Source organism: Mycobacterium sp. NGS35 (genome assembly GCF_059812855.1).
The window spans coordinates 274,267-298,138 of sequence record NZ_JCALDL010000003.1 but is presented as its reverse complement, the minus strand read 5'-3'; the positions used below and the strand labels follow the sequence as shown (position 1 = coordinate 298,138).

Genomic DNA, 23,872 nt, shown 5'->3' with positions numbered 1-23,872 from the left:
GGGGAGTAACTATGACGATCGACATCGAAATGACGCCGGAGATCGACGAGCTGCGTCATGAAATCGACCAGCTCGACGCCGAAATCCTGGCCGCGGTGAAACGTCGCACCGAGGTTTCGCGCGAGATCGGCCGAGCCCGGATGGCCCACGGCGGCACCCGCCTGGTGCACAGCCGCGAGATGAAGGTGATCGCCCGCTACAGCGAGCTCGGCCCCGAGGGGCGTGAGCTGGCGATGCTGTTGCTGCGGCTGGGCCGGGGACGGCTGGGGCGCTAGCACCGAGCTACCTCGGCGCCAGCGCGTCGAGCAGCCACGGCGTCAGCCACTTCACCGCCTCCGCGGTCGGGTGCACCCCATCGCTACGCATCCTGATGCCGTCGACCTTCGTGGTGTAGTAGCCGCCCGGACTCAGCTTCTTGTTCAGATCCAGCACCCGCGCATTCGGGAACTGCCCAACTACGTTGCGCACCAAGGCATTCCAGCTGTCGATCCGGTTGGGCTGATCCTCGGGATACAGGCTGCCGTCCGCTTTCTCGGCTCGCCGGTTGTACGGCTCGGTGGTGACCACCACCCGCGCGCCCGTCGACCCGAGCACCGTCAACGCCTGACGCAACTCCCCCGTCAGGTACGCGTCGAAAGCCGGGTCGCCGACGTGGGTCCAGCGCCCGTCGTGCATCCGGTCGATCGTCTCCCAGCGCCCCACCACCAGCAGCACCACGTCGGGCTTGTCCACGGCGACCTGGCCGCCCCATCTGCTCGGCCAGGATTCGCATTCCGGCTTCGGGTTGCCGGACTCGGCCGAGTAACGGAACGGTCCGCCCCGCACGATGCCGCAGCCGACGAGCGTGTGGTTGACGAACGTGAACCCCGGAGTCGGCGGCAGATAGCGCATCAGCGTCCAGCCGACCGAGTCGCCGAACACCGACACCACCCGCCCGCGGTCAGCGGCCTGCTGGCGCGCCACCACCACCGGCCGCTCCAGCGGTGACTGCACGGCCGCGGCGGTCGACACGTCGCTCTGCGAGGGCAGCACCGACGCCGGCACCACCACGACCGTCAGCGCGATCGCCGACGCGACCGTCGCACCGGCCAGCGCCAGCAGCGGCACCCGCACCGGCCGCCAGCGCCGGATCGGCTGCTCGACCAACCGCCACGATACGTACGCCAACGCCACTGTGACCGCGCACCGCAACGCGAACAGCCCTGCGCCCGACCAGCCAGTGCGCTCGCCGTTGAGCAGCAGAAACACCGGCCAGTGCCACAGGTACACGCCGTAGGAGATCGCGCCGAGCCACACCAGGGGCTTGACCGAAAGCAGCCGTGCGACCGCCCCCTGCTGGTCCAGCGCGACCGGCGCGATCACGGCCACGGCCGCGACGGCGACCAGCAGCAGCATGCCGTGCCGGAAGTCGCCGACGGTTCCGGTGGCCGTGTGCACGGCCACCGCCAGCCCGGCCAGCCCCAGCACCGGCAGCACGCGGGCAACCCAGCGCGCCGACCGCGACCGGATGGCGAAATGACCGCCCGTCAGTGCCGGCCAGTTTCGCACCAGCAGCGCCGACGCGGCGGCGCCGATGAGCAGGGCCTGGGCTCGGGTGTCGGTGCCGAAGTAGACGCGGTTGAGCGCCTCGTCGGAGGCCATGACGACCGACGCGGCGGCCGACGCGATCGCACCCGCGACGGCGAGCACGAACACCGTTAGGTGGACGGTGTTCTGCATGACCAGCCGCCGGCGTTTGCGGGCCAGCGCGGCCACCAGGGCCGCCACGCCCAGCAGCAACAGCGGCCAGACGATGTAGTACTGCTCCTCGACGCCCAGCGACCACGTGTGCTGCAGCGGCGACGGTGTGCCGCCTTCGGTGAAGTAGTCGGTGCGGCGGGCGATGAAGCTCCAGTTGGCCACCCACACGAACGCGGCGACGGCGTCGTCACGCAACCGCGCGACGGCGTCGGCCGGGAACATCGCGCTGACCGCCGCCACCGCGAGCACCATCAGCACCAGCGCAGGCAGCAGGCGTTTGGCGCGGCGGCGCCAGAAGGCGGGCAGGTCGATGCGGCCGGTGAAGTCGAGTTCGTCGAGCAGCAGCGACGTGATCAGAAAGCCGGACAGCACGAAGAACACGTCGACGCCGACGAATCCGCCGGCCACGCCGGGAATGCCACCGTGGCTGAGCAAAACCAGCGCGACGGCGATCGCACGGACGCCGTCCAGCGCGGGGATACCGGCGCGTCGACGGGGCTGTTTCACCGGGAAGAGCTTAGGTCCGCAAGGCCCCCGCGCCCGGTTGCGCAACGCCGCCTCTTGCCGCCGGCCGGCGGCGGGGCTACTTCGTCAGCGCGATGTACTTGGTTTCCAGGTACTCCTCGATGCCTTCGAATCCGCCTTCACGGCCGAAGCCCGATTCCTTGACGCCGCCGAACGGCGCGGCCGCATCAGAGATCACGCCGCGGTTCACCCCCACCATGCCGGATTCGATGGCCTCCGACACGCGCAGCGCCCGGTCCAGCGACTTGGTGTAGATGTACGCGGTGAGACCGTATTCGGTGTTGTTGGCCGCGGCGATGCCCTCTTCCTCGGTGTCGAACCCGGTGATCGGCGCGACGGGGCCGAACACCTCTTCATGCAGAATGCGCGCGTCGGGGGGCACGTCGGTGAGCACCGTCGCCGGGTAGAAGTGGCCGGGCCCGTCCGGGGCCTTGCCGCCGACTGCGACCGTCGCACCGCGCTTCACGGCATCGTCGACCAGCTCTTCGACCTTCTGCCGCTGGTCGGCGTTGATCAACGGGCCCAGCGACGCCGACGAGTCCAGGCCGTTGCCCAGCGTGAACTCGCTCATCCGTTTGACGAGCTTCTCGGTGAACTCCTCGCGGACCGCGTTGGCGACATGGAACCGGTTGGCCGCAGTGCAGGCCTCCCCGCCGTTGCGCATCTTCGCCAGCAGCGCGCCCTCCACGGCCGCGTCGACGTCGGCGTCGTCGAACACCACGAACGGCGCGTTGCCGCCGAGTTCCATCGACATCCGCAGCAGCTTGTCAGCGCCCTGCTTCACCAGCGCCTTGCCCACGCCCGTCGAGCCGGTGAACGTCAGCTTGCGCAGCCGGCCGTCGTCGATCAGCGCACCTGTCACCGACTTCGCGTCGGTGGTCGGCAGCACCGACAGCACACCCTTGGGCAGTCCCGCCTCGTCCATTAGCTTGGCCAGCAGCAGCATGGTCAGCGGGGTCTCCTGCGCGGGCTTGACGATCATCGTGCACCCGGCGGCCATTGCCGGCCCGATCTTGCGGGTGCCCATCGCGAGCGGGAAGTTCCACGGGGTGATCGCGTAACACGGGCCGACGGGCTGTTTGGTCACCAGGATGCGGCCGGTGCCGGCCGGGCTGGGCGCGTAGCGGCCGTGATAGCGGACGGCCTCTTCGGCGAACCAGCGGAAGAACTCGGCGCCGTAGGTGACCTCGTTCTTGCTCTCCGGCAGGGTCTTGCCCATCTCGAGGGTCATCAGCGTGGCGAAGTCGTCGGCGCGGGCGGTGATCGCCTCGAACACCGCACGCAGAATCTCGCCGCGCTCGCGCGGCGGCGTGGCGGCCCAGTCGGCTTGCACGCCCGCGGCGGCATCGAGGGCGGCTTTGGCGTCGTCGGCGGTGGCGTCGGCGACGGAGACCAGCACGTGGTCGTCGGAGGGGTCTTTCACATCGAAGGTGTTGGCTGCCTTGCGTTCCTCACCGCCGATCCACACGCCGGTGGGCACGGACGACAGCAGCTTGTCGGTATCCATAGTCAGACATTTACTCCTTTGACCGGCCAGGCGCACTGGCGCGTGCTGTAATCGCGACATGCCCCGGCTACCCAACATTCCCGGGTTGGCAACGGTCGACGAGGTCCCGTCGGGCCGATTGGTCGACCTGCCCGGGCGCGGCAGCACCTACGTGGTGGACTCGGGCCCATCCGACGGGCCGACCTATGTGCTGCTGCATTCGCTGGCCTGCACCGGGCTGATGACGTGGTGCCCGGTGCTCGACGTCATCCGCCCGTTCGGCCGGGTCGTGGTCTTCGACCAGCGCGGCCACGGCCAAGGCATCTCGTCGCCGCGATTTCTGCTCGAGGACTGCGCCGACGACGTCGCCGCGGTCGCCGACGCGTTGGGCGTGCGCAGCTTCGTGCCGGTCGGCTACTCGATGGGCTCGATGGTCGCGCAGCTGGTGTGGAAGCGGCACCGCGAGCGGGTGGACGGGCTGGTGCTGTGCGCAGCCACGGCGTCGGTGTCGCGGGCAAGCTATGAGCGGCTGGCGACGGGAATCTTCGCGGCGCTGATCGACGCGTTCACCCCGCTGCCGCAGCGGTGCACCTCGGCGGTGTGCGCTGACGAGCCGGTGCGCGGCGACCACCAGTGGATCTTGGACCAGTTCCGCAGCACCAGCCCGGCCGCGATCGCCCGGTCGGTCGCCGAGCTCGTCAGGTTCGATTCGCGGCCCTGGGTCGCCGACATCGACGTGCCCACCGCGGTGGTGGTCACGATGCGCGACCGGGTGTTCTCGCCGCGGCGCCAGCAGGCGCTGGCCGAGCAGATCCCCGGCGCCCACATGGTGCCCGTCGACGCCGGCCACGCGCGTTGCACGCTTGCGCCACACAAGTTCGGGCCGGGACTGCGGGCGGCGATCGAATCCGTGCACCGACGGGCCACAGCTCTCAGCGCGTGAAGCGACTCAGCGGCTGGGACGCGTTGATGCTCTACAGCGAGACACCCAACGTGCACCAGCACACGCTGAAGGTTGCCGTGGTCGACACCGCTTCCTTCGAGGGCGAGCCGACGTTCGAGGCGTTCCGTGAGGTCTTCCGGCAGCGGCTGAGCGCGCTGGAACCGCTGCGCTATCAACTCGTCGACATCCCGTTTCACCTGCACCGTCCGATGTGGCTACAGGACGCTGCTGTCGACCTCGACTACCACCTGCGCCACGTGCGGGTGCCGGCGCCGGGTGGCCGTCGGGAGCTCGACGAAGTGATCGGCGAGATCGCCAGCACTGCCCTGGACCGTCGCCGCCCGCTGTGGGAGATGTACTTCGCCGACGGGTTGGCGGGCCGGCGCGTGGCGGTGATCGGCAAGGTGCACCACGCGCTGGCCGACGGCGTGGCGTCGGCGAATCTGATGGCGCGGGGAATGGAGTGGCCGGATTCCGCCGGGGACGACGCGCCGCCGCCCGGCCCGGCCGCGGTTCCGTCGGCGGCGGAGCTGATTCGCGCGGCGATGCGCGACCACGTCGGCCAACTGCGGCAGTTGCCGTCGGTGGCTCGCGACGGGGTGGCGGGCGTATACCGGCTTCGGCGGCGCACCCGCCAGCGCCGGCGCAATCCCGAGCTGGCTCGACGCCCACCGCCGACATTCATGAATCACAAGGTTTCGCCGGTGAGAACCTTTGCGAGCGCGACACTTTCGCTGTCGGAGGCCAAGGAGACGAGCAAGAGTCTGGGCATCACGCTCAACGACCTGGTGCTGGCGACGGCCGCGGGCGCACTGCGCGAATTGTTGCTGCGCTACGACGGCCACGCCGACGCGCCGCTGGTGGCTTCGGTTCCGGCGGCGATCGACACGTCGCCGGACCGCATCACGGGCAATGCGTTGAGCACGATGCTGGTGTCGCTGCCGGTGCACGTCGACGATCCGCTGCAACGGGTGCGGCTGACCGCGGCGGCCGCCGGTGTCGCCAAAGAGAACCATCAGCTGCTCGGTCCCAGCACTGTGGGTCGTTGGCTTGAGTACGTGCCGCCCGCCGCGGTGATCGAGACGTTCCGCTGGCTCTCGAAGCGGGAGGCACCGAATTCGCTGCTGAACCTGGTGGTTTCGAACGTGCGAGGGCCGCGGCAGCGGGGCAGCATTGCGGGCGCGGTGGTCACCGAGATCTACTCCGTCGGCCCGATCGCCGCGGGCGCGGCGGTGAACATCACGGTGTGGAGCTACGTCGAGCAACTGAACATCTCGGTGCTCGCCGACGACCAGACGTTCACCGACACGCACGAAGCCACCGACGCGATGAGGGCCGAATTTGCGGCGATCCGCCGGGCGGCGGGGTTCGCGACGGTCTCGTCGGAGGTCGGAAGCGCACTGCCGCAAGCTACTAGGGTCTGATCCATGGCCGCCGAAATTGCCGACATCACTGCGTCATCCGCGTGGAGCGCGCTGCAGCGCCACCACGATCAGATCGCCACCAAGCACCTTCGGGAATTCTTCGCCGAGGATCCCGACCGCGGGCGCGAGCTGACCGTCAGCGTCGGCGACCTGTACGTCGACTACAGCAAGCACCGGGTCACTCGCCAGACGCTGTCACTGCTCGTCGATCTGGCCCGGGCAGCGGGTCTGGAGCGGCGCCGCGACGACATGTTCGCCGGCGTGCACATCAACACCTCCGAGGACCGCGCGGTGCTGCACACCGCGCTGCGGCTGCCCCGGGGCGCGTCGCTGACCGTCGACGGACGCGACGTCGTCGCCGACGTGCACGAGGTGCTTGACCGGATGGGCGATTTCACCGATCGGCTGCGCAGCGGCGAGTGGACCGGTGCGACGGGTGAGCGGATCACGACTGTCGTCAACATCGGTATCGGCGGGTCGGACCTGGGGCCGGTGATGGTGTCCCAGGCGCTGCGGCATTACGCCGACGCGGGGGTCTCGGCGCGGTTCGTCTCCAACGTCGACCCGGCCGATCTGGTGGCGGTGTTGGCCGATCTGGACCCGGCCAAGACGTTGTTCATCGTTGCGTCCAAGACGTTCTCGACGTTGGAGACGTTGACCAACGCGACAGCAGCGCGGCGGTGGCTGACGGACGCGCTGGGGGATGCAGCCGTCGCCAAGCACTTCGTCGCGGTGTCGACGAACCGCAAGCTCGTCGACGACTTCGGGATCAACACCGACAACATGTTCGGGTTCTGGGACTGGGTCGGCGGCCGGTATTCGGTGGACTCGGCGATCGGGCTGTCGTTGATGGCCGTCATCGGGCGGTCGCGGTTCGCGGAGTTCCTCGCCGGGTTCCACGCGGTGGACACACATTTCAAGACGGCACCGCTGGACGCGAATGCGCCTGTGCTGCTTGGTCTTCTGGGCATCTGGTACAACAACTTCTTCGGCGCCGAGACCCGTGCGGTGCTGCCCTACTCCAACGATCTGGCACGCTTTCCCGCCTACCTGCAGCAGCTGACCATGGAGTCCAACGGCAAGTCGGTGCGCATCGACGGTTCACCGGTGACATGTTCGACGGGCGAGATCTTCTGGGGCGAGCCGGGAACCAACGGCCAGCACGCGTTCTACCAACTGCTGCATCAGGGTACGCGGCTGATTCCCGCCGACTTCATCGGATTCAGCAGGCCCACAGACGATTTGGCCACAGCCGACGGCCGCGGCAGCATGCACGACCTGTTGATGAGCAACTTCTTCGCGCAGACGCAGGTGCTGGCGTTCGGCAAGACCGCATCGGAGATCGCTGCCGAAGGCACGCCACCAGATGTGGTGCCGCACAAGGTGATGCCGGGCAACCGACCGTCGACGACGATCCTGGCGACTGCGCTGACCCCGTCGGTGGTGGGGCAGCTGATCGCACTGTACGAGCACATCGTGTTCACGGAGGGCGTCATCTGGGGCATCGACTCGTTCGACCAGTGGGGCGTGGAGTTGGGCAAGACACAGGCCAAGGCCCTGCTGCCGGTGCTCACGGGGGACGCGTCGCCGCCTCGGCAGTCCGACAGCTCCACCGACGCGCTGGTGCGGCGCTACCGCGGCGAACGCGGCCGCGTCCCGTAGTCCTAGCGGGAGCCGACGGTCACGGTCGCCTGCTGGCGGTCATTGCCTCGCATGAACTCGACCTCGGCTTGGGCACCGGGTTGCGTGCGCCGCAGTCCGGCCAGCAGATCCTCGACAGTGTCGACCGGCTTGCCGTCGAACTCGACGATCACGTCGCCGGGCCGCAAGCCGGCGGCAGCGGCCGGTGATCCACGGTCGACCGCGGTGACCAACGCGCCGTGGTCCACCTGCACACCCAGGCGCTGTTGGATCGCGGGCGTCAGCTGGCCGATGCTGACGCCCAGGAACGGGTGGCTGGCTCTTCCCTTGTCCAGCAACTGATTTGCGATGTCCATCGCGGTCGACGTCGGGATGGCAAAACCCAGCGACACCGCGCCGACGGCCGGCGGGATGTAAGCCTCGTTGATGCCGACGACGCGCCCGTTGGCATCCAGCAGCGCGCCACCTGAGTTGCCCGGAGAAATCGGTGCGTCGGTCTGGATCAGGTCGACCAGCGACGACGTCTGCGCCGCGGAGCCCGGGATGTCGCGGTGCAGGCCCGAGATGACGCCCGCGGTCACCGAATTCTGGAATCCCAGCGGACTGCCGATCACCACTGCCCATTCGCCGGGCCGCGGCAGCTCCGCCCGAAACTGCGGTACCGGCAGACCCGAGCGCTCGGATCGGATCACCGCCAGGTCGGTCACGACGTCGAGGGCCAGCACGGCGCCGCGGGCCTGCGCGCCGTCGGCGAAGCTGAGCGTGACGTCGCGGGCGTTGCCGACGACGTGGGCGTTGGTCACCACGACGTCTGGCCGCAACACCACTCCGCTGCCCTCGCCGCCGTCGGTCTGCACCGTCACGACGCTGGGGCTGACCTGCTCGACCACATCGGCGAATCCGGCTGCCGGCCCGGCCGGCGCCGGGGCGGCAGCCGCAGAGGTACCCGCAGTCGTGGGTGCCGCGCCCGGTGCGGCGCTGGTGTCCACGTGCCGGTCGCCGGCGCCACAGGCCGCCACAGCCAGCGCGGTGAGCGCGCCGGCGCATGCGACGGCGGCGCGGCGGCTCATGCGAATCGCCTCGCGAACCGCGGTGGCAGCACCTTGAGCAACTGCACCAGTGGCAGCCACGGCCAGCTGGGCACGATAGCCCGGCCACGTTCGCGCTCGATCGCGTCGACGATCGCCCGCACACCAGTCTTGTTGTCCACCATCAGCATCGTGGAGGCCGACTTCGCGGTCATCTCGGATTCGATGTAGCCCGGCTCGATCACGGTCACCGCGATCGGCCCGTCGACGTATTGGGCCCGCAGCGACTCCCCCAGTGACGACAGCCCCGCCTTGCTCGCCGCATACGCCGCTTTCACACCGGGCACTCCCTTGTTGGCGAGCACCGACGAGATCAGCACCAGATGACCGGAGCCGGAGTTCTTGAACATCTCCAGCGCAGTTTCGATCTGCACGAGCGCCGACACGAGGTTGGTCTCGATCGTCGCCTTGTTGGCCCAGAGCTTGCCTTCACCCAGCGGCCAGCCCTTGCCGATCCCGGCGTTGACGATCACCCGGTCGACGCCGCCGAGCTCGTCGGACAGCGCCGCGAACACCTTGGGCACCTGCTCGTGGTCGTTGACGTCGAGCTCGGCGACGGCCACCTTGACGTTCGGGTGGCGGTCGGTCAGCTCGGCTTTCAGCTCGTCGAGACGGTCGGTGCGACGGGCGCACAGCGCGAGGTCGCGGCCCTTGGCGGCGAACTCGCGCGCCATGCCGGCGCCCAGCCCCGAGCTGGCTCCGGTGATAAGGATCTTCTGGCGGGTCACCCGGACAGCCTATTTCAGCAGGCGCGACAGTCTCCGGTCGGCCAGCACCTTGCCGCCGGTCTGGCAGGTGGGGCAGTACTGAAATGACTTGTCGGCGAACGACACTTCCCGCACAGTGTCACCGCACACCGGACATGGCAAGCCGGTGCGGGCGTGAACCCTCAAGCCTGAACGCTTTTCGCCCTTCAGCGTCGCCGCCTGCTGGCCGACGGAGCGCTGCACCGCGTCGGTCAGCACCGAGATCATCGCGTCGTGCAGTTCCGACACCTGCTCGGGTGTCAGCTTGGCGGCCGTCGCGAACGGCGAGAGCTTGGCCGTGTGCAGGATTTCGTCGCTGTAGGCGTTACCGATCCCGGCGATCACCTTCTGGTCGGTCAGCACGGTTTTGAGCCGGCCGCTGTTGCCGGCCAGCACAGCAGCTAGCTGCTCGGGCGAGAGCTCCAGCGCATCCGGGCCCAGCGTGGCGATGCCGGGCACCTTTGCGGGGTCGTCGACCAGCCACACCGCCAGGCGTTTCTGGGTGCCGGCCTCGGTGAGGTCGAAACCCGAGCCCGCCGAGCCCGGCGAGCCCGGCGAGCCCGGCGGCCCGAGATGTACCCGCAGCGCGATCGGCCCCTTGCCGGGTTTCAGCGGCGCGGTCGCCAGTTTGTCGGACCACCGCAGCCACCCGGCACGCGACAGATGGGTGATCAGGTGCAGCCCGCCGGCTTGCAGGCCGAGGTATTTGCCCCACCGGTTCGCGCCTGTCACGGTCTGGCCGTGCAGCGCGGTGAGCGGGGGGTCGAAGGTCTTGAGCACCGAGAACGCCGACACATCGATGCGCCCGACGGTCAGTCCGACGGCGTGGCGACGCAGGTGGTCGGCGAGTGCTTCCACCTCGGGCAATTCGGGCATGTGTCCAGTGTGCCGGTCAGTCGCGGGCGCGTCCGACGTTGCGTGTCGCCAGTCCCAGCACCCAGCTGACGATCGACAGCAGAATCGCCGCCCAGATCGCGGTCCACCAGAAATGATCGATGAACAGTCCCCAGCCGGTGGTGTTCTTGGTGATCCATGCGGTGATCCACAACATCAGCGCGTTGATCACGACGTGGATCAGCCCCAGCGTCACGATGTAGAGCGGTATCGACAGGATCTGCACGACGGGCTTGATCACCGCGTTGACCGCCCCGAAGATCACCGCGACGACGAAGACGATGCCCGCCTTCTGCAGCGTCGTGTCGCCGCCGACGAAGTCCAGTGCTGGTCGCAGCATGAGCGTGACCACCCACAGCGCCAACCCGGTCAGCGCGGCACGCAGGAAAAATGCTGCCATGCGGCCGATCCTGTCACGAACGTCTCACGTTGCCGAGCGCAACAGGTACGTGTCCATGATCCAGCCGCGGCGTGCCCTGGCGTCGGCGCGCATTGCGACGATCTGGTCACCGACGTCACCGACCGTGCCCGATGCCAGCAGCTCGTGCTCGGTGCCCAGGTACGCACCCCACCAAATGCGGGTGGCAGCCGGGCATTTCCGGAATGCGCAGTCGCCGTCGAGCATGACGACGACGGTGCCCGAGAACCCCGGGTCGAGCTTGCGGCCGGTGGTCAGCAACACCGGCTCGCCAATGTCGTTGAGCGGCAAGCGGTGTCGGGCGGTGAGGGCCTGGATCGCGGTGATACCCGGTATCACGTCGTATTCGATGTCGACCCGTGCCGCGACGGCGTCGAGGATCCGCAGCGTGCTGTCGTACAGAGCTGGGTCACCCCACGCCAAGAAGGCCCCGACCTCGCACGGCGTCAGCGCACCGGTTATCGCGTCGGCCCACAGCTGTGCTCGGGCCGCGTGCCAGTCGCTCACCGCGGCCGCGTAGTCGCCGTCGCGGGCGCGGGGTGGATCGGGCAGCTCGACGAACCGGTAGGACCGCGACGGGTGGATGAACCGCTCGCAGATCGCGCGCCGCCACGCCACCAGGTCGCTCTTCGCGTCCCCCTTGTCCATCACGAAGAACACGTCGGTGTCGTTGAGCGCCGAAATCGCTTGCACCGTAACGTATTCCGGATCGCCAGCACCGATGCCGATGACGTGGATGCGGCGGGTCATGCCGCAAGGGTAACTGCTACGACCCGACGTAGTACCCCAAGTATCCGGTACCCGAGGTATTGACTTAAGCGCGGACGCCGACCTAGCGTCGAACGAGCAGACCCTGACCGAAGGGACGTCAACGGTGACTACCCCGACCAAGTCGACAACCCGCGAAGAGTTCTCAGAACGACTCCTCAAAGGCTCAGTGAAGAAGAGCTACGAGCCGGTGGTCGACATCGACTGGGACGCGCCCCTGGACCCTGACAAGTTCTACCTGCCGCCCAAGGTCGTCTCGCTCTACGGCACCCCGATGTGGGACGCGATGACCCGCCCGCAGCAGATCGAACTGTCCCGCCAGGAGTTCGTCAACACTTTGTCGGCGGGCATCTGGTTCGAGAACATGCTCAACCAGTCTCTGCTGCGCCACGTGCTGCACCGCGACCCTACCGCCAACTCCACTCACTACGCGCTGACCGAGCTCGGCGACGAGACCCGCCACATGGTGATGTTCGGTAAGGCTATCGAACGTGTGGGCGCCCGCCCGGTGCAGCCGCGACGCTATCAGCGCTGGATCATCAACTCGCTGCCGCTGGCGTTCCGCGGCGCGTTCATGTGGGTTGCCGCGCTGATCGGCGAGGAGATCTTCGACTCGCTGCAGCGCCAGATGATGGACGACCCCGAATTGCAGCCAATGGTGCAGCGGCTCATGCGGATTCACGTCACCGAGGAAGCGCGTCACATCCAGTTCGCGCGCGACGGTGTGCGCAAGCGGGTCGCGGAGATGCCCAGGCTGCGCAGGTTGTGGGTAGCCAACATCAACGGCCTCGGCGGGGTGGTCTTTCGCTACCTGTTCACCAACCCGGTCCCCTACAACCGCGCCGGACTCGACGGTCGCGTGGCCCGCAAGACGGCGCGCGCCAACCCGCACTACCACGAGGCGCAGCGGGCCGGATTCGCCCCGCTGGCAGCGTTTCTCGACGAGGTCGGCCTGATGGGTCCGATCGCGCGGCGGTTGTGGAAGCGCACGAAGTTCCTGTGATCGGGGTGCTCGAAGCCGACGACGTTGTCGCGGCGCGGTTCGACGACGCCACCGACAGCTGGCTGGTGCGCACCAGCAGCGGCGACGAGCGACGAGCGCACGTGGTCGTCGACGTCCGCCGAAAGCTGCACCAGACGACTCTGCCGGACAATGGCTTTCGTGGGCTGTCGTTCCATTGGACGCAATGGCCGGCCGACTTCGACCCGATCGGACGGCGCATCGCGGTGATCGGCGCACGCGCCGCGCACATCGTCCCCCGCCTTCAGGGCGCCGACGTCACACTGTTCGACTGCCCACCCACCTGGCAGACGCGAAACGTCAAGCGGCGGTTGTTCCGTCGCCGCGACGTCACGCAGCCGCGCCACGTCAGCCAACCCGTCGAAGCTGTCACGCCGGCCGGAATCCGCACCACCGACGGCGTCCACCACAGCGTCGACGCCGTCGTCTTCGCCACTGCATGTCACCTCGCGACGAATGTGCCCGACGACGCGCTGGTGGGCACCAGCGGGCTGACCATCCAGCAGGCGTGGCATGACGCCGCCACCGCATACCTCGGCGTCGCTGTACACGGCTTCCCCAACTACTTCCTGCTCGACGGACCCGACGCTGCGGACCCCGCGCAGCAGCGGGACTGCATCGACGCATGCGTGAAGCTCCTGCAGAACCACGACGGTACCCGGATCGAGGTACGTCGCAGCGCCCAACAGCAGTACGCACAACGTGCGCGAAAAACGCTGCCGCACAGAGCTTTCGACGTCAACCACGAAAGCCGTGAGGTCTACGACGGCCCCGCCACCGTGACCGTCGACGACCAGACCCACCGGGTGCGCGTAAGGCTGGCCGGTCGCCTGGATCCGATCGACGGCAGATTCCATTGGCAGGGAATGGTTTTCGGCACCGCCGAACTGCCCCACCGGCCCCTGACGATCGCCACCGCGACACGACAAGCCGACGCCCGGATCACCGAGAAGACGCCGTGGGGCGGCTATTCGATCGTCGGGGTCGGGGCACCGCCCTACGAGCTGACGTAACGCCCGAACCAGTCCAGCACGCGGCTCCATGCGTTGGCGGCGGCCGCCGGGTTGTAGCGCGGACCGGTGTCGTTGAAGAACGCATGGTCCGCGTCCGGCTCGACGACAACCTCGTTGACCAGCCCGGCGCGATCGAGCGCCGCCACCGCAGCGTCTTTCGACGCCGTCACCCGGTTGTCCTGCGCGCCATAGATCGCCAGCACCGCAGCCTTGGAGCGCGAGAAGTCCGGATTGGCGGGCAGTGGCCCGTAGAACGGCACCGCGGCCGACAGCGTGGGCTCGCCTGACGCCAGCAGCTGCCACACCATCCCGCCGCCGAAGCAGAAGCCGACCGTGGCCACCTTCAAACCGCCGACCCGCCGCTGCAGCTCGGCCACCCCGGACTTCAGGTCAGCCACGAACCGCGCCTGCGGCACGTTGCCCAGCGTGGCCGTCGCCTGCGCCGGGTCGCTGAACCGTCCTGTGCCGCCTTCCTCGGAGAGCAGGTCGATCGCCAGCGCGGAGTACCCGGCGCCCGCGAACCGCCCCGCCACCGACCGCACCCAATCGTTGAGCCCCTTGTTCTCGTGGATCACCAGCACGCCGCCCCGAGGTGTCGTCGCCGCGGCCCACGCGCCCTGCAGCGACCCGGACGGCCCCGCCCACGTCACCGGTTGCGTGGGCAGCGCGTGATCCATCCCCGGTGGTGCCGACGTGACCGCCTGCGTGCCCGTCGTCGCCGTTGTCGGTGACTTCTTGCCGCCCGCCCCGCACGCGGCGATCAACGCGCTCGCGGCACCGGCACCCAGACCCAGCAGACCGAGCCGGCGCAACGCTTCGCGCCGTGACAACAATCCGTCGACGTGGTCGGTGGCGATCTCTTCGGCGATGTAGCGTGCAAACTCCGTCACGTTCGCGAGTATGCGCCCTGCGTAAACGGGCGGGGCCCGCGCTGCGGAATCGGCGTATCGTGTGCGGTACCCGAAGGTTGCTCTGGGCAGCTCGCTGGGTATCCGACTCGGGATGGGGCCTCCAACGAGCAACAACGGCGAATTGCGCGGTGTGGTCGCGGTCGGCGCTTCCGCCGGCGGCGTCGAAGCGCTGACCCAGTTCGCCGCCGGACTGCCCGCGGATCTGCCGATGGCCGTCGCCGTCGTCCTGCACATGCCCCCTGGCGCGCCCAGCGTGCTCGCCCGCATCCTTGATCGCGCCGGCCCGCTGTCGGCGGTTCGTGCCCAAGACGGGGCGCCGCTGGAAGCCGGACGCGTCTACGTCTGCGCGCCCGATCGCCACCTGCTCGTCCACGACCACCATGTCGTGCTCTCCAACGGGCCGACGGAGAACGGCTACCGACCGGCCATCAATGCGCTGTTCCGCTCTGCTGCCGTCGCGTACGGCCCGCGTGCCATCGGGGTGCTGCTGTCCGGGGTGCTCGACGACGGGGTGCTCGGCTTGGGCGCGATCCGTAGGCGCGGCGGAGCGACGCTGGTACAGGAGCCGCGCGACGCGCTGTACGCCACAATGCCCACCAACGCCCTGCGTGCCGGGGTGGTCGAGCAGGAGGCGACCGCCGCGGAGATGGGCCGGCTGCTGGCAAAGCTGGCGCACCGCGAAATCAAGGGATTCGACATGACCGACGATGCCAATATCGAACTGGAGAACCGCATCGCGATGGGAACACGCTTCGCCACGTCATTCGATACCGAGCAGCTGGGCCCGCCGTCGGGCTACGTCTGCCCGGACTGCAAAGGGTCGCTGCAGGCCATCAGCGAAGGCAATTTCCGCTGCCGGGTCGGCCATGCGTGGACCAGTGAAGCGCTGTTGCAAGCCCGCGACGAAGAGGTGGAGGGCGCGCTCTGGGTGGCGTTGCGCAGCCTGCAGGAGAAGGCAAAGCTGGCCCGGAAGATGGCCGACAAAGAAGGGTCCGGCCCGCTGTTCGAAAGATATGACGCGCTGGCCAACGAAGCCGAACACGCGATGGCGGTCCTGGGCGAGCGGCTGTCGCAGACCTACAGCGGTGCAGGCGCGCACGATGCCGGCTGACAACGCACACCAGCTCGTCGTCTGCGAACGGCGGACCGAGGACGCTCACATCCTGACTCCGGAGGGAGTGCTCGACAGCACCACTTACCTGGCGCTGCGAGACGCGATCATCAAGGCCTCACTCGACGATCCCGCCGCCGTGATCGTCGACGTCACATGCCTTGCGGTGCCGACGGATTCGGCGTGGGCGGTGATCACCAGCGCGCGTTGGCACATCGGACAGTGGCCGGACGTGCCGCTGATCGTGGTGTGTCAGCATCAGCAGGGTCGCGAAGCCATGCGGCGTAACGGCATCAATCGCTACGTGCCCACCTTTTCGACCGTTGAAGAGGCACAGCAGGCGCTGCCGGATCTGAGCAGCATGTCCGTGCGGCGGCGGGCACGGGCCGAGCTGCCGTCGACGGTGGCCAGCCTCAGCCGAGCTCGTCACTTGGTGGAAGACTGGCTCACTTCATGGTCGCGCTCCGATCTGGTGTCGGTGGGCAAACTCGTCGTGACAGTGCTGGTGGAGAACGTGCTCACCCATACCGCAAGCTCGCCCGCGCTGCGCGTCGAAGCCAGGGGTGAGCTCGTCACCATCGCCGTTTCCGACGGCAACACCGCGCCGGCGATGCGACGCGAACGTGCCAGCGGGGGTGGCGACGACGTCTCAGGGTTAGCCATCGTCGCGGCGCTGTGCCGCGCCTGGGGAAACTCCCCCACGCCGTCGGGAAAGACCGTGTGGGCGGTGATCGGTCCGGAAAATCGGCTTTGACCGAGTAGATTCGGTTCGCTCGGAGTCGACGGACGGGGTCAGATGGAAGGGCAGAAAGACGAGGCCTTCGAGGCCTTACTGCGGTACCTGCGCGATTCGCGAGGCTTTGACTTCACCGGATACAAGCGCACGTCGTTGATGCGACGCGTACGGCACCGGATGGACCAGGCCGGCATCGCGACCTTCGAGGAGTACCTCGACGTGCTGCAGGCCAGCGCCGACGAGTTCGTCGCACTGTTCAACACGATCTTGATCAACGTCACCGACTTCTTCCGCGATCAGGAGGCGTGGGAGTTCATTCGCGACGAAGTCATCACCACCATGCTCGCCGAACGCGGACCCAGCGACCCCATTCGCGTGTGGAGCGCCGGATGTGCGTCGGGCCAGGAGGCTTACACGCTGGCGATGCTGTTGGCCGAAGCGCTCGGACCCGAAGAGTTTCGCCAGCGCGTCAAGATCTACGCCACCGACGTCGACGAGCATGCTCTGGCACAGGCTCGCGCGGCGACATACGACAGCAAGGATGTGGAGGCGATCCCCAAGGACCTGCTCAGCCGCTACTTCGAGAAAGTGAACGGCCGCTACGTCTTTCGTTCCGACCTGCGCCGCGTGGTGATTTTCGGACGTAATGACCTGGTGAAGGACGCGCCGATCTCGCGGGTCGACCTGCTGGTGTGCCGCAATACGCTGATGTACCTGAACGCCGAAACGCAGCGGATCGTGGTGGGAAGGCTGCATTTTGCGCTTGCACCGCGGGGCATCCTGTTCCTCGGACACGCCGAGATGCTGCTCAGCCACGGTGACCGGTTCGCGCCGCTGAACCTCAAGCATCGCGTGTTCCGCAAGCTCGGTGGGTCGCACGCTCATGTCGATCGCGTCGACCCGGCGACCATTCTGATGGAGCGGATCGGCGAGATTCCCGGCTTGGATCCCTTGCGGGAGTTCGCTTTTCGGACCAGTCCCGTAGCCCACATCGTGGTCACCGCCGACGACACCGTCGCAATGATCAACCAGCAGGCAGAAACGGCGTTCGGATTGTCGGTCCGCGACATCGGGCGCTTGCTGCGGGATCTGGAGATCTCATATCGCCCTGTCGAACTGCGCGCCTACGTCGAGCAGGCAAAGGTCGAGCGGCGGTCCGCACGGATCCAGGACGTGCGCTGGCAACGTCCCGGCGCCGAAACTGCGTGGTACGAGATACATGTCAACCCGCTCATCGACGCCAAGAACGGTCTGCTCGGTGTATCGATTGTGTTCTTCGACGTCAGTGCCACCCGGGCTCTGCTGGACAAAGTGGTGCAGACCAATCGACAACTCGAGACGGCGTATGAAGAACTGCAGTCCACCAACGAAGAGCTGGAGACCACCAACGAAGAGCTGCAGTCGACGGTCGAAGAGCTGGAGACCACCAACGAGGAACTGCAGTCCACCAACGAAGAACTCGAAACCATCAACGAGGAACTGCAGTCGACCAACGACGAGTTGCACACCATCAACGACACCCTTCGCGAGCGCAGCATCGAATTGGACGAATCGAAGGCCTTCATCGATTCACTGGTCAACTCAATACATTTGGGCATGGCGGTGGTGGACCGCGAGATGCGGGTGAGCCTGTGGAACCGCGCCTGCGAGGACTTATGGGGCATGCGTGCGGACGAGGCCGAAGGAGTTGCGCTGCCGTCATTGGACATCGGGTTGCCGATGGATCCGATCAAACCCCTTATCGGCCACGCGTTTCTGGAGCCTGACGGTACCGCCGAGGCGGTTGTCGAAGCGGTCAACCGACGGGGCCGAGAGATCAAGGTGCGCGTCACCTGCACGGGTTTCCGCAATTCGGAAAGGACCGTCAACGGCGCGCTGCTATTGATGGAAGTCCTGGACTGACAAGGTCATTCGAGTCCATCGAGCCTACCGAGCTGCTCGCAATGTCGTGCCGCCGCCTCGTGGTATCTCGCCTCTCGCCGATGGCGCTCAGCAGCATCGAGGTGCCACTCGCTGTCGCCGTCCCCGGCCTGCATCGCGGCTTGTTCATGGCTGGCCGCGGCGGCGGCGTGCACCGCGCCGGCCTCGCGATGACGGGCCGCCGCGGCGATGTGCGCGTCGATTGCGCGCTTGCGCGACTCTTGGGCGCGACGATGGGCCTGTTCGACGGACTGCAATGACGGCGGCACACCGCGGGCCAGCTCTTCGCGACGGCGCCTCAGCTCGTCGGCTCGCCGGCCCGCAAGTTCGGCACGGGCGCTGGCGGAGGGATTGGGATCTCTCGGTCGCGTCGACGTGGTCATCGCGGTGGATGATCCGCGTACACCAGCCGTTCCGCAATCGAGGCCACGGGGGTGTTCGAGTTCTGGGAGAGCCGCTTCAGCAATTCGAATGCCTGCACCGCGTCGATGTTGAAGCGCTCCATAAGCATGCCCTTGGCCTGGCCGATGATGTCGCGGGAGGCCAGTGCGCTGCGGTACTGCTCGCCGCGACGGACCATGTTCCACACCAGTGCGATGTGGGTGGCCATCACGAGACCGAGCTCCACGGACTCGTCGTCGAAGGCCTGTGTTGATTCGGCGTAGAAGTTCAACGCTCCGGTGGTTTTCGCGTCGCTGAACAAACGGAAGGCCAAGATCGAGCGCACCGGCGTCAGTGCGACCGCGTCGGGGCAAAAGCGCGGCCACCTTTCGTCGGCTTCGAGGTCGTCGATGCGGATGACGTGGTTGGCCCACCCGGCGGCCAGGCACGGGCCTTCCTTGTAGGTTCGCTGCAGGTCGTCGAGGGCAGTCACATACCCGTGTGTGGCCCCCACGGTTTCGATGCCCCGCTTGGCGTCGACCACCGTGATGCCGGCGAACTGCGCGCCGGGAACGAACTTGGCGGCACTGGCGGTGAGCTCAGTCAGCACGGCGTCGTCGTCGGCGCGGTATTGCACATCGGCGAGAAGGTCAGCGACCTCCATCAGGAGCGCATTTCGTCGGCTAATAGACATCGTCGGCCTCAGGCTTGCAGGTAAAAGCAACAATACGTGAAGTAATCTGCGCTCGTGCGGTTCACCTACGCCGAGGCGATGACAGATCCCGCCTTCTATTTGCCGCTGGCACAGGCCGCCGAGGCGGCGGGCTACGACGCGATGACGATCGCCGACAGCATCGCCTATCCCTACGAGTCGGACTCCGTCTACCCGTACACCGCCGACGGCAGCCGTGAGTTCCTGGAGGACAAGGCGTTCGTCGAGGCCTTCGTACTGGCCGGTGCGCTGTCGGCGGTCACGACGTCTTTGCGGTTCAACTTCTTCGTGCTCAAGCTGCCGATCAGGCCGCCGGCGCTGGTGGCCAAGCAGGCCGGCTCCCTGGCTGCACTGTTCGGCAACCGGCTGGGCCTGGGCGTCGGCACCAGCCCGTGGCCCGAGGACTACGAGCTGATGGGTGTGCCGTTCGCCAAGCGCGGCAAGCGGATGGACGAGTGCATCGAGATCATCCGCGGTCTGACGTCCGGCGAGTACTTCGAGTTCCACGGCGAGTTCTACGACATCCCCAAGACCAAGATGACGCCGGCGCCCAGCAAGCCGATCCCGATCCTCATCGGAGGGCACGCGGATGCGGCGCTGCGCCGCGCGGCGCGCTGCGACGGGTGGATGCACGGCGGCGGCTCCCCGGAAGAGTTGGATCGATTGTTGCTGCGGCTCAACGAGTTTCGCGCTGCTTCGGGCAACAGCGGACCCTTCGAAGTGCACGTGATGTCGCCCGATGCCTACAGCGTGGACGGGATCAAGCGGCTCGAGGACAAGGGCGTCACCGACGTGATCGTCGGCTTCCGCATTCCCTACATCGTCGGGCCGGACACCGAGCCACTGGACAAGAAGCTGCGCCACTTGGAGAAGTACGCCGAAAAGGTGATCGCTCGGGTGCGCTGAGTTCCCCCGCGAGCAGACACTGAATCGCATGCCTGACGCCCAGGACGTGCGATTTACTGTCTGCTCGCGGGTGGACTGGTTATCAACAGTGTGCGATCTGTCCCCAGATCGGGCATTCGGACAGGTCGTGCCTGCGGCTGTCCCCGCATTGTCACTAGATGCCTGTTTTCCCGCCGGGACTAGGTGAATTCGCCACCACTTCGCAATTGCTGACGGTGATGACTCGTCAACAGCTCGACGTCCACGTGAAAAGGGGTCGGCTCGTTCGCGTCTGGACAGGCGTCTACGCCGCCACCGAACCTAGCCTTCTCGGGCGCCTTCAAGCACTCGACTTGTTCATCGGAAGGCCGGCAATGGCGTGCATGGGAACGGCCGCGGCACTGTACGGCTTCGATCTCCAGAACACCACGGCCATTCATGTACTCGATCCTGGAATACGCCTGCGCTCGAAGATCGGCCTCATCGTTCACCAACGAACTGGCGCGCCGCTCGCCCGAATCTCGGGCCGACTGGCGACCGCACCGGCCTGGACAGCCATCGAGGTAGCGCGAGCACTGCGGCGTCCGCGCGCACTCGCAACATTGGACGCGGCGTTGCACTCGATGCGATGCAGCCGGGCTGCGCTCGAAGCCGCCGTCGCGGAGCAACGAGGAAGGCGTGGCATCGTCGCGGTCCGCGAACTCCTCCAATACGCCGACGGGCGAGCGGAATCCGGCATGGAAAGCGAAGCACGGCTTGTCATGATCGACTACGGGTTGCCACTTCCTGAATTGCAATACACGATCTGCAGCCCGGATGGCGAGGCGTGGCGCGTTGACTTCGCATGGCCCGCGGAACGGGTCGCCGCCGAATACGAGAGCATTTTGTGGCATTCGAGTCCTGCAGCGATGCGTCGAGACAAGTCGCGTTTCGCAGGTTTGCAAGAACTCGGATGGACAGTCATCCCGATACTGGCAGAGGACGTCCGCAGGTATCCGCAGCGGCTGGCGCAGCGCATCGATACCCACCTGACGCGGGCGCTGAGCTCCCCGGCGAGCAGACACTGAATCGCATGCCCAACGCCCGAAACATGCGATCTAGCGTCTGCTCGCGGCAGAACTCACCCACCGCCGCAGAACTCACCCACCGCCGCAGAAATCAGCCCACCGCGGCTGCCGCGGCCCGTCCCGCGGTGCGGCCGGAGAACAGGCAGCCGCCCAGAAAGGTGCCTTCCAGCGCGTTGTAGCCCATCATCCCGCCGCCGCCGAACCCGCTGACCTCCCCCGCCGCGTACAGCCCTGCCACCGGCAGCCCGTCGGACCCCAGGCAGCAGCCGTCAAGGTCGGTTTCCAAGCCGCCCAACGTTTTTCGGGTGAGGATGTTCAGCCGCACCGCGATCAGCGGACCGTTGGCCGGGTCCAGCATCTTGTGCGGCGTGGCGATGCGGCTGATCTTGTCGCCGCGGTAGCGGCGATGCTGGCGGATGAAGGTGATCTGCGTGTCCTTGGAGTACGGGTTGTCGATCTCCCGATCGCGCGCTTGCAACGTTGCGCGCAAAGAGGATTCGTCGATCAGCGCTTCGTCGCCGACGCGGTTCATTCCGTCGACCAGCTCGGTGAGCGTGCCGGCGACGACGAAATCGGGGCCGTGCCGTTTGAACGCTTCGATGGGAGCGGGCGCGCCGCTGCGCACCCGCGAGGCCAGCAGCCGCAGATCTTTGCCCGTGAGATCCGGGTTCTGCTCGGAACCCGACAGCGCGAACTCCTTCTCGATGATCTTCTGGGTCAGCACGAACCAGGAGTAGTCGTAGCCGGTGGTGCGCAGGTGCCGCAGCGTGGCCAGCGTGTCGAAGCCGGGGTAGCACGGCGCGGGCAGCCGCTGACCGGTGGCGTCCAGCCACAGTGACGACGGGCCCGGCAGGATCCGGATGCCGTGGTTCTCCCAGATCGGGTCCCAATTGCGCAGCCCTTCGACGTAGTGCCACATGCGATCCGGGTTGATCAGCCGGGCACCGGCGGCCCGGGCGATGTTGAGCATCCGGCCGTCGACGTGCGCGGGCACGCCCGCGACCATGGACTTCGGCGGCGTGCCAAGCCGCGGCGGCCATGCCTTGCGCACCAGCTCGTGGTCGCCGCCGATGCCTCCCGACGTGACGACGACGGCCTGGGCGGTGTACTCGAAGTCGCCGACCGAGCCGCGGGAGGTCGCCTTGCCGCGCGGCTGTGTCGTCGGCTCGAGGATGCGCCCGCGAACCCCGGTCACCGCGCCCGCGTCCGTCACGAGTCCGTCGACGCAGTGCCGGAACCGCAACACGATCCGGCCGGCATCGGCGTGCGCGCGCACCCGGCGTTCGAACGGCTCGACCACTCCTGGACCGGTCCCCCAGGTGATGTGGAACCGCGGCACCGAGTTGCCGTGCCCGTCGGCGCGTCCGTCACCGCGTTCTGCCCAGCCGACCACGGGAAAGATGCGATGGCCCATCGCGCGCAACCACTCTCGCTTCTCCCCTGCCGCGAAATCCAGGTACGCCTCCGCCCAGCGGCGCGGCCAGTAGTCCTCGGCGCGGTCGAACTGCGCACTGCCGAACCAGTCCTGCCGCGCCAGCTCGTAGGAGTCTTTGACACCCATGCGCCGCTGCTCCGGCGTGTCGACCAAAAACAGCCCGCCCAGCGACCAGAACGCCTGCCCGCCCAGGGACTGCTCGCCTTCCTGGTCCAACAGCATCACGCGCTTGCCGGCGTCGGCAATCTCAGCGGCGGCCACCAGCCCCGTCAGCCCCGCCCCGACCACGATCACGTCCGTGTCCACGCCAGCCAGTATGTTTCGGCTTCTTGACAACGGGAAATCGACCCGCATGAGCATCGAATCCAGGCCGGCGGCGGAACCGTCGATCGGCGAATTGATGAGCCAGTTGTCGACGCAGACGTCGCGGCTCGTGCGCGACGAGATGCGGCTGGCGCAAAAAGAGTTCCAAGACGCGGCGAAGCACGCCGGCATCGGGGCCGGACTGTTCAGCGCGGCCGGGCTGCTGGCGTTCTTCGGTTTCGGGACTGTGGTGGCGGCCGGGGTCGCCGCGCTGGCGCTGGTGCTGCCGGTCTGGGCGGCAGCGGTGATCGTCGCCGCGGTGCTGTTCACTGCGGCCGGCATCGCGGCGCTGGTGAGCAAGCGGCAGATCGACGAGGTGTCGCCACCGCGGCAGACCGCCGAGAGCGTGAAGACTGACATCGACGAGTTGAAAGGCGCTGTCCGCCATGACCACACCTGACGGACTGCCACCGGAGCCGGGACCCGACGCGAGCGTCGGCGACATCGAGGCCGACATCGAGCGGACGCGCCAACAGCTGGGGGCGACCGTGGGGACCTTGAGCGAGAAGCTCGACGTCAAGAAGCAGGCTCAGCAGAAGGCGGCCGACGTGCGCGCCAAGGCCATGCCGGCGGTGCCGATCGCGGCCGTCGTGGCCGTCGTCGCCGTCGTCGGGCTGGTGCTCTGGCGCCGCCGGCGCAGCTGA

At 67.5% G+C, this 23,872-nt stretch carries 24 protein-coding genes and 1 pseudogene; 13 read left to right on the top strand and 12 right to left on the bottom strand.

Annotated features, from left to right (window positions below; all coding sequences use genetic code 11):
- The first annotated feature begins 11 nt into the window (after positions 1-11).
- Positions 12-275 (top strand): chorismate mutase, encoded by a 264-nt coding sequence (locus AC5Y4C_RS09060; RefSeq protein ID WP_499906523.1) that lies wholly within the window; start codon positions 12-14, stop codon positions 273-275.
- 7 nt (positions 276-282) lie between these two features.
- Here the strand turns inward: AC5Y4C_RS09060 and AC5Y4C_RS09055 are convergent, their stop codons facing one another.
- The gene (locus tag AC5Y4C_RS09055) at positions 283-2,247 is read right to left on the bottom strand and encodes an acyltransferase family protein (protein WP_499961677.1); all 1,965 of its coding nucleotides are present in this window, start codon (positions 2,245-2,247) and stop codon (positions 283-285) included.
- Between the two features lie 76 nt (positions 2,248-2,323).
- Positions 2,324-3,772 (bottom strand): NAD-dependent succinate-semialdehyde dehydrogenase, encoded by a 1,449-nt coding sequence (locus AC5Y4C_RS09050; RefSeq protein ID WP_499906527.1) that lies wholly within the window; start codon positions 3,770-3,772, stop codon positions 2,324-2,326.
- A 58-nt stretch (positions 3,773-3,830) separates the two neighbouring features.
- On the opposite strand from AC5Y4C_RS09050, the gene AC5Y4C_RS09045 reads away from it, so the two are divergent.
- Genes AC5Y4C_RS09045 through pgi form a run of 3 tightly spaced genes read left to right on the top strand, consistent with a single transcriptional unit; the run spans position 3,831 to position 7,780 of the window.
- Positions 3,831-4,694, top strand: coding sequence for an alpha/beta fold hydrolase (locus tag AC5Y4C_RS09045; protein WP_499947721.1), 864 nt, complete (start codon positions 3,831-3,833; stop codon positions 4,692-4,694).
- A complete protein-coding gene (locus AC5Y4C_RS09040; protein WP_499961676.1) occupies positions 4,691-6,118 on the top strand; it encodes a WS/DGAT/MGAT family O-acyltransferase in 1,428 nt (475 codons plus the stop codon). The genes AC5Y4C_RS09045 and AC5Y4C_RS09040 overlap by 4 nt, the downstream gene beginning before the upstream one ends.
- Positions 6,119-6,121: 3 nt before the next feature.
- Positions 6,122-7,780: a glucose-6-phosphate isomerase gene (gene pgi / locus AC5Y4C_RS09035; protein ID WP_499947726.1), complete on the top strand. Its 1,659-nt coding sequence runs from the start codon at positions 6,122-6,124 to the stop codon at positions 7,778-7,780.
- A 2-nt stretch (positions 7,781-7,782) separates the two neighbouring features.
- Here the strand turns inward: pgi and AC5Y4C_RS09030 are convergent, their stop codons facing one another.
- The 6 genes and pseudogenes from AC5Y4C_RS09030 to cobF all read right to left on the bottom strand — a co-directional run bounded on the left by AC5Y4C_RS09030 (position 7,783) and on the right by cobF (position 11,655).
- Positions 7,783-8,829: a S1C family serine protease gene (locus tag AC5Y4C_RS09030; RefSeq protein WP_499961674.1), complete on the bottom strand. Its 1,047-nt coding sequence runs from the start codon at positions 8,827-8,829 to the stop codon at positions 7,783-7,785.
- Entirely contained in the window at positions 8,826-9,575 is a 750-nt protein-coding gene (locus AC5Y4C_RS09025; protein ID WP_499906538.1) for an SDR family oxidoreductase, read from the bottom strand. Before AC5Y4C_RS09025 ends, AC5Y4C_RS09030 begins: the two co-directional genes overlap by 4 nt.
- A 9-nt stretch (positions 9,576-9,584) precedes the next feature.
- A complete protein-coding gene (locus AC5Y4C_RS09020) occupies positions 9,585-10,052 on the bottom strand; it encodes a zinc finger domain-containing protein (RefSeq protein WP_499947984.1) in 468 nt (155 codons plus the stop codon).
- Between the two features lie 174 nt (positions 10,053-10,226).
- Positions 10,227-10,469, bottom strand: a pseudogene (locus tag AC5Y4C_RS09015) (DNA-formamidopyrimidine glycosylase family protein); the annotation flags it as partial.
- A gap of 16 nt (positions 10,470-10,485) precedes the next feature.
- Positions 10,486-10,887, bottom strand: a complete 402-nt coding sequence (locus AC5Y4C_RS09010; protein WP_499906540.1) for a phage holin family protein — start codon at positions 10,885-10,887, stop codon at positions 10,486-10,488.
- A 24-nt stretch (positions 10,888-10,911) separates the two neighbouring features.
- On the bottom strand, positions 10,912-11,655 hold the full coding sequence (cobF, locus tag AC5Y4C_RS09005) for a precorrin-6A synthase (deacetylating) (RefSeq protein WP_499947728.1): 744 nt from the start codon (positions 11,653-11,655) through the stop codon (positions 10,912-10,914).
- A gap of 124 nt (positions 11,656-11,779) precedes the next feature.
- On the opposite strand from cobF, the gene AC5Y4C_RS09000 reads away from it, so the two are divergent.
- The gene (locus AC5Y4C_RS09000) at positions 11,780-12,676 is read left to right on the top strand and encodes an AurF N-oxygenase family protein (RefSeq protein ID WP_499961673.1); all 897 of its coding nucleotides are present in this window, start codon (positions 11,780-11,782) and stop codon (positions 12,674-12,676) included.
- A complete protein-coding gene (locus AC5Y4C_RS08995) occupies positions 12,673-13,707 on the top strand; it encodes a DUF4873 domain-containing protein (protein ID WP_499961671.1) in 1,035 nt (344 codons plus the stop codon). Before AC5Y4C_RS09000 ends, AC5Y4C_RS08995 begins: the two co-directional genes overlap by 4 nt.
- On the opposite strand, the gene AC5Y4C_RS08990 is transcribed toward AC5Y4C_RS08995, so the two are convergent.
- Complete coding sequence (locus AC5Y4C_RS08990; protein ID WP_499961670.1) at positions 13,692-14,597, bottom strand: dienelactone hydrolase family protein; 906 nt, start codon at positions 14,595-14,597, stop codon at positions 13,692-13,694. The genes AC5Y4C_RS08995 and AC5Y4C_RS08990 overlap by 16 nt on opposite strands.
- 112 nt (positions 14,598-14,709) lie before the next feature.
- On the opposite strand from AC5Y4C_RS08990, the gene AC5Y4C_RS08985 reads away from it, so the two are divergent.
- The 3 genes from AC5Y4C_RS08985 to AC5Y4C_RS08975 are packed head-to-tail and all read left to right on the top strand — an operon-like array spanning position 14,710 to position 18,367.
- The gene (locus tag AC5Y4C_RS08985) at positions 14,710-15,729 is read left to right on the top strand and encodes a chemotaxis protein CheB (protein WP_499906551.1); all 1,020 of its coding nucleotides are present in this window, start codon (positions 14,710-14,712) and stop codon (positions 15,727-15,729) included.
- Complete coding sequence (locus AC5Y4C_RS08980; protein ID WP_499961668.1) at positions 15,719-16,483, top strand: STAS domain-containing protein; 765 nt, start codon at positions 15,719-15,721, stop codon at positions 16,481-16,483. Before AC5Y4C_RS08985 ends, AC5Y4C_RS08980 begins: the two co-directional genes overlap by 11 nt.
- Positions 16,484-16,525: 42 nt before the next feature.
- The gene (locus AC5Y4C_RS08975) at positions 16,526-18,367 is read left to right on the top strand and encodes a CheR family methyltransferase (RefSeq protein WP_499961667.1); all 1,842 of its coding nucleotides are present in this window, start codon (positions 16,526-16,528) and stop codon (positions 18,365-18,367) included.
- Between the two features lie 5 nt (positions 18,368-18,372).
- Here AC5Y4C_RS08975 and AC5Y4C_RS08970 read toward each other — a convergent pair whose 3' ends face one another.
- Positions 18,373-18,768 carry a hypothetical protein gene (locus tag AC5Y4C_RS08970; RefSeq protein ID WP_499906559.1) on the bottom strand — a complete coding sequence of 132 codons (396 nt, stop codon included), beginning with the start codon at positions 18,766-18,768 and terminating at the stop codon, positions 18,373-18,375.
- Positions 18,765-19,430 (bottom strand): GAF and ANTAR domain-containing protein, encoded by a 666-nt coding sequence (locus tag AC5Y4C_RS08965; protein WP_499906561.1) that lies wholly within the window; start codon positions 19,428-19,430, stop codon positions 18,765-18,767. Before AC5Y4C_RS08965 ends, AC5Y4C_RS08970 begins: the two co-directional genes overlap by 4 nt.
- Before the next feature lie 84 nt (positions 19,431-19,514).
- Here AC5Y4C_RS08965 and AC5Y4C_RS08960 point away from each other — a divergent pair, with 84 nt between their 5' ends.
- Positions 19,515-20,384: an LLM class flavin-dependent oxidoreductase gene (locus tag AC5Y4C_RS08960; protein WP_499961666.1), complete on the top strand. Its 870-nt coding sequence runs from the start codon at positions 19,515-19,517 to the stop codon at positions 20,382-20,384.
- Positions 20,385-20,542: 158 nt separating this feature from the next.
- Positions 20,543-21,430 (top strand): type IV toxin-antitoxin system AbiEi family antitoxin, encoded by an 888-nt coding sequence (locus AC5Y4C_RS08955; protein ID WP_499961664.1) that lies wholly within the window; start codon positions 20,543-20,545, stop codon positions 21,428-21,430.
- Positions 21,431-21,521: 91 nt separating this feature from the next.
- Here AC5Y4C_RS08955 and AC5Y4C_RS08950 read toward each other — a convergent pair whose 3' ends face one another.
- Positions 21,522-23,171, bottom strand: a complete 1,650-nt coding sequence (locus AC5Y4C_RS08950; RefSeq protein ID WP_499961662.1) for an FAD-binding dehydrogenase — start codon at positions 23,169-23,171, stop codon at positions 21,522-21,524.
- A 46-nt stretch (positions 23,172-23,217) separates the two neighbouring features.
- Here AC5Y4C_RS08950 and AC5Y4C_RS08945 point away from each other — a divergent pair, with 46 nt between their 5' ends.
- Both AC5Y4C_RS08945 and AC5Y4C_RS08940 read left to right on the top strand, forming a co-directional pair.
- On the top strand, positions 23,218-23,628 hold the full coding sequence (locus tag AC5Y4C_RS08945) for a phage holin family protein (protein ID WP_499947743.1): 411 nt from the start codon (positions 23,218-23,220) through the stop codon (positions 23,626-23,628).
- Entirely contained in the window at positions 23,615-23,872 is a 258-nt protein-coding gene (locus tag AC5Y4C_RS08940; RefSeq protein WP_499906571.1) for a DUF3618 domain-containing protein, read from the top strand. Before AC5Y4C_RS08945 ends, AC5Y4C_RS08940 begins: the two co-directional genes overlap by 14 nt.